The following is an 8,303-nucleotide window of genomic DNA, read 5'->3' on the forward strand; positions in this document are numbered from 1 at the left end:
ATGTCCAGGTGAGGGGGTTGTAGTTTGGGAAAATGTATATAAAATTATAAAATGTCAATAGTACAACTACGCAAAATAGAAAAAATAGCACATTCAATAATGGACAATTAACAATGAACAATTGACAATGATTTCTCCCTTGAAGGGAGAGGATTGAAAAATCGGAATTTTGCTCTTTTTTCCCCTTGAAAGGGAAGGTTTCAAACCTTGAATGAAACAATTATCAATTATAAATTGTCAATTATCAATTGATAAAGTAGCATTAATGCCTAAAAACTGCTACTGTTGATTCTGGATACCACATTTGAGCAATCAAAAAAGCAGCCAAAAAATTCAATGACAATCACAATCAGCCTTAATAACGACTCTATAAATAATCTAGATTTGTCACCTGCATTAAAGGTAATTGAACCATTGCTGCAAGAGGAATCCATTACATCCCAGGAACAGCAATTGCGCTTTGAAATCAATTACCAACGGGAAGCAAATGATCCACGGGAGCTTTCTGAAATTCCAGAGGTCAGGTTGTGGTTTGTGCGTTTAGATTCCAAATATCCCTGGTTGCCGTTTTTACTAGATTGGAAAGCTGGGGAATTAGCCCGTTATGCTGCTATGCTAGTACCCCATCAGTTTACTAAAAAAGAAGGTATACAGTACAACCCTGAAGCCTTAGAAATCTTTTTGATGCACAAAATTTTTATTTTAAGTGATTGGCTAAAACAACAAAATATTCCTACACCATTCCGACTTAAATCTTTCGCGCAAATCTTGGGTTATGAATTAGAAGATGGCTTTTTTGAAATGATTGAAAAAAGATAAGTATGAAGGAGTCAGGAGTCAGTAGGGGCAATTCCCCCGTGGTTGCCCCAAGAGTCAGGAGTTAGAATGTTTGTCATCTGCTATATAAATTTCGGATTTTAGATTTTTCAATCAATCCAAAATCCAAAATCTCAAATCTAAAACTAATAGTCAACCGCCCCAGATTTTTTCTAAAACGGTTGCAGGTTCGATATCAGCGGTTTTGCCAGTGGGGGATTTAATGGCGAGGAATTTATCACTGGTTGGTAATATCTTTCCTGGGTCTGTAGAACCAAGTAGGGCGATAGTATAGGTTTGTACAGCTACAGCCACTTGTAGGGGCGCACTGTTGAGAGAAAGCATTAAACTTGCTCCACCAATTATGGCAGTTAATTTGCCCACATCATCAATGGCAATTACTTTAATACCAGGACAAGATTCCACTAGGGAAGAAACAAATGTATCATCCTCAATTTCTTTAATGACCACCACCGGTAAATCTGGTTGTTTGCGTTGACAATCTTGAATAATTTGTTGCCAACTAGCTACAGGATAGCTGGTATCAGCACCATTGATTTGGGAGAACTTACCAGAACCACCAGAGAGCAAGATGTAACCTGTGTCATTGATACCCAAGCGTTTTTGTTGTTGTTGCGCCCATTCAATATCTGGTTTCAGTATATTTACTGCTAACGGTGGGCAAGGTGTCTTAATTCCCAGAGGTTGCAACAAATCATGATACATGGAAGGGATATATTGGGATGTATTGGGAGATACAACACTGGTGAGAAAATTTGCACCACTACCTTGGAAGCCAATGCGAGTGGGAATACCAGTCAACCAGAGAAATAAACCGACAAACCAACTTTCTCCAGCAGTGATGGCAACATCATATTCGCGATCGCGGATTGTTCCCACCAAGTTACCCCAATCTGCTAAACTATTACGATCCTTGTAATCAAAGGTCAATACCTCGTGAACTGACTTGCTCACTCGGTAGGCAGCCTTTGACCGGGGTTCGACAACGACATCTATCAGAGCGTTGGGATAGGAACGCTTGAGATCATCCAAAGTGGGAAAAAAAAGAACTTGGTCGCCAATTGAACCAGGTACAAAAGCTACTACTCGCATAAATAATATATTTATTGAAGCTTATCGTCCTTATTTTATGTGAAATGGGGAATGGTAATTGGTAATTGGTGATTGGTGATTGGTGATTGGTAATTGGTGATTGGTGATTGGTGATTGGTGATTGGTGATTGGTGATTGGTGATTAGGGAGAAGAAAATTCTTGATCTTGACTACTGACTACTGACTACTGACTCCTGACTCCTGACTCCTTGATCTCCTGACTCCTGCTATTTACAAAATCGAGGAAAGTTGTGTATTTATTAATTCCGTCCGCAGGTAGCGGCAAAAGAATGGGTGCTGATCGCAATAAACTTTTATTACAGGTTCGCTCAAAAACTCTTATTGCTTGGACTTTGTTAGCTGCGGAAGCTGCTAGTGCTATCAGTTGGATCGGAATTATTTCCCAACCTCACGACTGGGAGGACTTTAAGGCAATTTTGGCTGATTTAAAGCTAACTAAACCTGTGGAGTTTATTCCTGGTGGTGCTACCCGCCAAGAGTCAGTTTATAACGGATTACAGGCATTACCAGAAAATGCTGAACAGGTATTAATTCATGATGGGGCGCGATGTTTAGCTACACCGGACTTATTTAATGCTTGTGCAGCAGCTATTGTTCATTGTCCGGGGTTAATTGCGGCTATACCTGTAAAAGATACAATTAAAGTTGTGGGGGAAAGTGGCATAATTCAAAGTACACCCAGCAGAGAGCAACTTTGGGCGGCGCAAACTCCCCAAGGATTTGATGTGAAGTTGTTAAAAGAATGTCATGCTGAGGGTGTGCGTCAAGGTTGGGAAGTGACAGATGATGCCGCTTTGTTGGAAAAATGCGGGATTGAAGTACGGATAGTACCAGGAGAGGAGACTAATTTGAAAGTGACAACTCCTCAAGATTTGGCGATCGCAGAATTTATTCTCTGTCACAGGGAACAGGTGACAGGTGACAGCTGACAGGTGACAGCTGACAGGTGACTGGGGACTGGTGATTTTATTTTGGATTTTTGATTTTGGATTGTATTTCATGAATCCAATCTAAAATCTAAAATCTAAAATCTAAAATCTAAAATTCTCCTGCCTCCTGACTCCTGATTCCTATAACTTTTAAATATGTCCAAGAATATAGCCATAGCAATCAAAATAGAAGCGATTTTGTATTTAAAGGGTAAACCTTTGTCTGTGAGTGAAATAGCCGAGTATGCTGGGTGCGATCGCCATACAGCAGAAGAAGGTATAATTGAACTGATGGATAATTATGCCCGTCGAGATAGTGCGCTAGAAGTTGTCGAAACCGCAAATGGTTATAGTTTGCAACTGCGGTCAGATTTTCATGATTTAGTACAGACTTTGATCCCTGTAGAGTTGGGTGTGGGAGCTTTACGGACTTTAGCAGCGATCGCTCTTAACAGTCCCATTTTGCAAAGTGAGTTAATAGAACTGCGGGGTTCAGGTGTATATCAGCACGTTCCTGAACTGGTAGAATTAGGATTTGTGCGTAAACGACGAGACAATGAATCCCGGTCATACTCATTACAAGTCACGCCAAAATTTCACCAATATTTCCAAATTGATCAACTTCCCGAAATTATTCCCAAAACCGAGAAAGAACAACAGTTAGAACTGGAGTTAGAGGTGACAGGTGATGGGTGACTGGGGACTGGGGAAGAAAATTTTAGATTTTAGATTTTAGATTTTAGATTGGACTTGACAAAAACAATCCAAAATCCAAAATCCAAAATCCAAAATAAATAACTCCTGACTCCTCGATCTCCTGACTCCTTGTTCGCGAAGCGTGGCGAAGCCATTTTCCTGTTCCCTGATAAATGCGCTAGGCTTGTGATATGGTTTAAAGTAGAATTAGCAACTAAGCTAAGAAGAATTGCCAATGGTGTTTGATCCTGATTTTTTGAATGACAACTCTGAGGAACACACTAATCAGCTTCTGAACGAACACTTGGGGGAAAATCCGAATCAGTTATTGAAATATTTACAGCATCAATCTCCCGACGTTCTAGCCCGTGTAGCCCAGTCTGCCAGTCCAGAAATTAAACAAATCATTTCCCAGAATGTCCAAGGACTGGTAGGAATGCTCCCAGGAGAGAGTTTTAATGTGCAAGTTACTACAGACCGAGATAACCTCGCAGGACTGTTGGCATCAGCAATGATGACTGGTTATTTTCTGCGGCAGATGGAACAAAGAATGCACTTAGAGCATTTGTCTAATCAATAGTTCCGAGTACAGACGTGATCAACTACGCCTGTACTAATAACTAATTTTGGATCTCAGTTCCTAAGCGTACTCTAAAGGTTTGAATTTTGCCATTACGATTAACTTCAATTTTGAGAATGTCTCCGACTTGACTTGAATCAAGAATTTTCTGCAATTGGGCTGTAATTTTCACTGGCTTACCGTTGATTTTTTGAATCACGTCCCCAGGGAGCAGTCCTCCCTCCTCTGCCGGTGAATTTTTGAGAACTTTCTTAATCACAATCCCAACATCTGGCTGAATGTTGAGTGTATTGTCTTGATTCAATTGCTGTTTTTTGGTCGGTGAAAGGTCTACCATTTGAATGCCCAAAAAAGGGTGATCTGCTTTTCCTTTGGTAAATAGTTCATGAGCTATGCGGGCAGCGGTTTCAATGGGAATAGCAAAACCCAGTCCTTGAGCATCGGCGCGAATGGCAGTATTAACGCCTATAACTTCACCTTGGGCATTTAAAAGCGGTCCACCGGAATTACCAGGGTTAATTGCCGCATCGGTTTGAATAAAACTAACTCGCTTATCGGGAACGCCTACTTGGGCGCTGGTGCGGTCGGTGGCACTGATAATACCAATGGTGACGGTATTATCTAAACCTAAAGGATTACCAATGGCGATCGCCCACTGACCAGGAATTAAATTTTGTGAATTACCTAATTTAACGGTAGGCAATTTATCCGCAGGAATTTTGACTACTGCTACATCTGTAACAGTATCAACTCCCACCACCTTACCTTCAAAAGTTCTACCATCTTTGAGGGTGACTAATACTGTATCTGTTTGGGCGACTACGTGAGCATTTGTTAATAATTGACCATCTTCGCTGAGTATAAACCCTGAACCAGTACCGCGCTCAATTCGTTCTTGGGGAATTGGTTCTTCATCCTCACCAAAAAAACGCCGCCATACAGGATTTTTCAAAGCGTCAAAAATTGGATTTGCTACTTTACGAGTAGCATTAATTCGCACAACCGCAGGACCTACTTTTTGTACAGCAGCAGCAATAAAATTTACATTATCGCCACCAGAAGAATTAGGCAAGCCCTGAGAAGGATAGGTAATCACAGATTCTGAAGGTAAAGCCGCTGTAACATTTCTCAACTCTGGAAACGAACCATTGCTGGGCAAAAATCGACTACCAAGTACACCCAGACTACCACCCATAGCCACTAAAAACAGATAAACGGCTAATTGCTTCACAGATAACTTCATATTAATTAATTAATTAAGAATAATTACGATCACAGTCAGACAGTTACTAGGTAAAAATTCAGGAGTCAGGAGGCAGGAGTCAGGAGGTAGGAGGCAGGAGGCAGGAGGCAGGTGTGAATGTTTGATAAATCTGTAGATTATCAAATAGTGAGTTTGGGTAGTGGGTTTGGGGATATGCTGGAAAAAGCTGACTGCTGACTACTGACTGCTGATAGCTGAATGCTTACATTACTAATTTCTAAGTGTAGTCAAGCAAATGATAAGTGAACAGATTAGTTAACAGAAATTGAATACATTATTTGGGATCATCTCCAGTTTTCGGATTTTGGATTTTGAATTTTGGATTTTGGATTTTGAATTTTGGATTGACGTTGGGGTTAAGTTTGGGGACTTGTAGCATGAAAGAATTATCGGTCAACCAAAAAAATCATCCCTCTTGAAAATTCCCCCACTAAAATCTAGAATTAGCTATTTTTGGATTAGTTGACATGACTTTTCGCTATCGTCCAATTTTTCTCTGTAGCTTAATTAGCAGCTTGGGGCTAATTTCCACAATGCTACAAATGCAAAGCGCGAATGCAGTACCAAGTTGTCCAATTCCAGCCTTATCGAGAATTCAAAAACATCAAGTTACTGGTGGTGAGACTTTAGATAGCATAGCCGAGCGATATAAGCTCATGCTAGAAACAATTATTAATATGAATCCCTTTGTTAATAACGGTACTGTGACACCTGGTACTCAATTGCAAATTCCCCCCTTCGATGGAATTGTGGTACAAGTTCCCAGTGGTCAAAATTGGAGACAAGTGGCAGCAAAATACAAAGTTCGTCCAGATACATTGTTTGAAATTAATGGTTGTCAACAAAACCCCAGAGTTGTTTTTGTTCCTGTTTTACTAGGAATGAGAGAAAGACAAAATCGGATAATTGCTAGTTCTCCTGTAGCAACTACACCAACGTCACCATCGGCAAGTATAACCGGATATCCTTTAGCTAATTCTACAACTGTAGCCTTACCTTATGGGTGGCAAATTCATCCGATTACAGGTAAAGTTTTTTTTCATAGTGGTGTAGATTTAGTAGCAGAAGTTGGTACATCTGTGCAAGCGATCGCTCCTGGGATTGTAGTCTTTGCTAAAGATCAAGCCAGCTACGGAAAATTAGTGATTATTAATCATGCAGGTGGACTACAAACTCGTTACGCTCAATTAGAAACAATACAAGTTAAGCTGGGACAAAATGTAAAACCCGGTGACATATTAGGAACTGTTGGTGCTACAGGTCAACCAACTTCTAGAGAACCACATTTACATTTTGAAATTCGTGCTAATGAACCCCTTGGTTGGACGGCAAAAGATCCAAAAGAATATTTGAAATAGAGGAGAGGTGACAGGTGACAGGTGACAGTAATAATGCAAGAAGTAAGATGCAAAAGTTTATTCTTCCCAATTACCAATTACCAATTACCAATCACCAATCACCCATTCTGTTGATTTAATAATGTGCATTCCTGCTGCTGCAAATTTAGCAAAAGTAGCGTTAGCTTGTTCTGTGTAGTCAACAACTCCCGGTACAACAACAGGAGATGTGCAATCTTCTAACAAATAGATTTTATTTGTCAGGGTGCTATCTACCTGTTGAATTTCTGTTAATAAATCGTCAATTGTCCACGCCACACAATGACTTTTTGCTTGTCCACCAATAATCACTGCATCATATTCTAAAAGTTGTTTAATCAAGTTTGTTTTTTTCTGAGCAATTGGTTTTTCATCAAATCCTGTTAAAACTTCGGGACGTAAAATAGAATAATTTTCTGTTAAAGCATTTTCCCCTTTTAATTCAAATTGGGTTTGACTTTGACGAGCAATACTATGATAAAATATTGCTTCTTCCACTGCGGAAACTAAAGCATGACCAATTCCCCCTAACATAGAATGATAAGGCCAAATTGTCAAGGGATATTTACCATCTTTATCTAGTTGTTTAACATAGTGAAAAGCTTGTTTTTTCAGAAGTTCATAATCTCCATTAGTCACACTATGAGCAACTGCTGGGTTAACTTGCCAAATGCCTGTTTCAATATCTGCAAAAGTGATATTAGTTGCTGCTGGTATGGGATGTTCTCCATCTGCATTGATCCAAAAAAAGGGATGGAAAACTTGCATTGCTGTGTGAGTATCTAAGGTGGGAATAATTTTGGTAATTCTTCCCAAGTTGCGATAAATAAACTCACACAATCTTCTGTTATCATCAACAGCACCAGTTCCAGTTTTTCCACCTACAAATAATTCAAATTCTGGAATACAAAAGGTGTTTTGTACATCTATTAATAATAGACAAATGCGGTTTTTATCGGTTGCTGCTGGGGGAATATTATATTGTTTTGTCCATGCTTCTGCTTCAGATGCTAGTTGTTGATAAGGTACGCGGTATATTTCCCTGACTTTACTGGGGTGGAAGTGGGGAGGAATAGGGAGTAGGTTTGGTTTTGTCATGGGTTTATTTAATCTTTTTCTACTTACAGCTATTTTCAGGTAAATGAACCACATTTTGATCCAGATTTCGCGCAAAGGTGCAAAGGCGCAAATTTATAATTAATCTCGCTTTTTCAACACTCGTATATTTTTAGCCTTAATAAATCCCTACAATATATACAAGCAGACTGCAAAAAAGCTGATTTTAACTTTGTTGGTTAATTGAGTTATAATTTAAAGTTATGATAACCCACATTCCGCACTTCAAAATGTAGTACATATACAAGTATCATAAGCAGCATAGAGGCTTAAATATAAATACGCAATAAAGAAAGTAAAAATATAGACTTTAATTCCCATTTGACTACTAAAGAGAAATTCATAGGGCATTGAGAATAAATTCAGGAAAAAATGAGAGAATGAGACTGAAT

8 protein-coding genes are annotated in these 8,303 nt (G+C 39.3%); 5 read left to right on the forward strand and 3 right to left on the reverse strand.

Translation table 11 applies throughout. The annotated features are described in order from the left end of the window. Window positions 1-336 precede the first annotated feature (336 nt). A complete protein-coding gene (locus tag IQ237_RS14830) occupies window positions 337-819 on the forward strand; it encodes a CRR6 family NdhI maturation factor (RefSeq protein WP_194056430.1) in 483 nt (160 codons plus the stop codon). Window positions 820-969: 150 nt separating this feature from the next. Here the strand turns inward: IQ237_RS14830 and IQ237_RS14835 are convergent, their stop codons facing one another. Further along, on the reverse strand, window positions 970-1,929 hold the full coding sequence (locus tag IQ237_RS14835; RefSeq protein WP_194056432.1) for a glycosyltransferase family 9 protein: 960 nt from the start codon (window positions 1,927-1,929) through the stop codon (window positions 970-972). A 251-nt stretch (window positions 1,930-2,180) separates the two neighbouring features. On the opposite strand from IQ237_RS14835, the gene ispD reads away from it, so the two are divergent. From ispD to IQ237_RS14850, 3 genes are all read left to right on the forward strand, one after another. Continuing rightward, a complete protein-coding gene (gene ispD / locus IQ237_RS14840) occupies window positions 2,181-2,879 on the forward strand; it encodes a 2-C-methyl-D-erythritol 4-phosphate cytidylyltransferase (RefSeq protein WP_194056434.1) in 699 nt (232 codons plus the stop codon). A 156-nt stretch (window positions 2,880-3,035) separates the two neighbouring features. Beyond that, entirely contained in the window at window positions 3,036-3,575 is a 540-nt protein-coding gene (scpB, locus tag IQ237_RS14845) for an SMC-Scp complex subunit ScpB (RefSeq protein ID WP_194056436.1), read from the forward strand. Between the two features lie 235 nt (window positions 3,576-3,810). After that, entirely contained in the window at window positions 3,811-4,155 is a 345-nt protein-coding gene (locus tag IQ237_RS14850) for a DUF760 domain-containing protein (RefSeq protein ID WP_194056438.1), read from the forward strand. A 40-nt stretch (window positions 4,156-4,195) separates the two neighbouring features. Here the strand turns inward: IQ237_RS14850 and IQ237_RS14855 are convergent, their stop codons facing one another. Next, window positions 4,196-5,398, reverse strand: coding sequence for an HhoA/HhoB/HtrA family serine endopeptidase (locus IQ237_RS14855; RefSeq protein WP_194056439.1), 1,203 nt, complete (start codon window positions 5,396-5,398; stop codon window positions 4,196-4,198). Between the two features lie 488 nt (window positions 5,399-5,886). Here IQ237_RS14855 and IQ237_RS14860 point away from each other — a divergent pair, with 488 nt between their 5' ends. Then, the gene (locus tag IQ237_RS14860) at window positions 5,887-6,777 is read left to right on the forward strand and encodes a M23 family metallopeptidase (RefSeq protein ID WP_194056441.1); all 891 of its coding nucleotides are present in this window, start codon (window positions 5,887-5,889) and stop codon (window positions 6,775-6,777) included. Between the two features lie 84 nt (window positions 6,778-6,861). On the opposite strand, the gene IQ237_RS14865 is transcribed toward IQ237_RS14860, so the two are convergent. Next, entirely contained in the window at window positions 6,862-7,893 is a 1,032-nt protein-coding gene (locus IQ237_RS14865) for an isochorismatase (protein WP_194056443.1), read from the reverse strand. Window positions 7,894-8,303: the final 410 nt, after the last annotated feature.

This window comes from Sphaerospermopsis sp. LEGE 08334 (genome assembly GCF_015207205.1).
Classification (GTDB): domain Bacteria; phylum Cyanobacteriota; class Cyanobacteriia; order Cyanobacteriales; family Nostocaceae; genus Sphaerospermopsis.

Excerpts from the sequence above, each read along its gene's own strand:
- IQ237_RS14835 (WP_194056432.1), bottom strand. The coding sequence starts at position 1,929 with ATGCGAGTAGTAGCTTTTGTACCTGGTTCAATTGGCGACCAAGTTCTT.
- IQ237_RS14830 (WP_194056430.1), top strand. The coding sequence starts at position 337 with ATGACAATCACAATCAGCCTTAATAACGACTCTATAAATAATCTAGAT.
- scpB (WP_194056436.1), top strand. The coding sequence starts at position 3,036 with ATGTCCAAGAATATAGCCATAGCAATCAAAATAGAAGCGATTTTGTAT.
- IQ237_RS14855 (WP_194056439.1), bottom strand. The coding sequence starts at position 5,398 with ATGAAGTTATCTGTGAAGCAATTAGCCGTTTATCTGTTTTTAGTGGCT.
- IQ237_RS14860 (WP_194056441.1), top strand. The coding sequence starts at position 5,887 with ATGACTTTTCGCTATCGTCCAATTTTTCTCTGTAGCTTAATTAGCAGC.
- IQ237_RS14850 (WP_194056438.1), top strand. The coding sequence starts at position 3,811 with ATGGTGTTTGATCCTGATTTTTTGAATGACAACTCTGAGGAACACACT.
- IQ237_RS14865 (WP_194056443.1), bottom strand. The coding sequence starts at position 7,893 with ATGACAAAACCAAACCTACTCCCTATTCCTCCCCACTTCCACCCCAGT.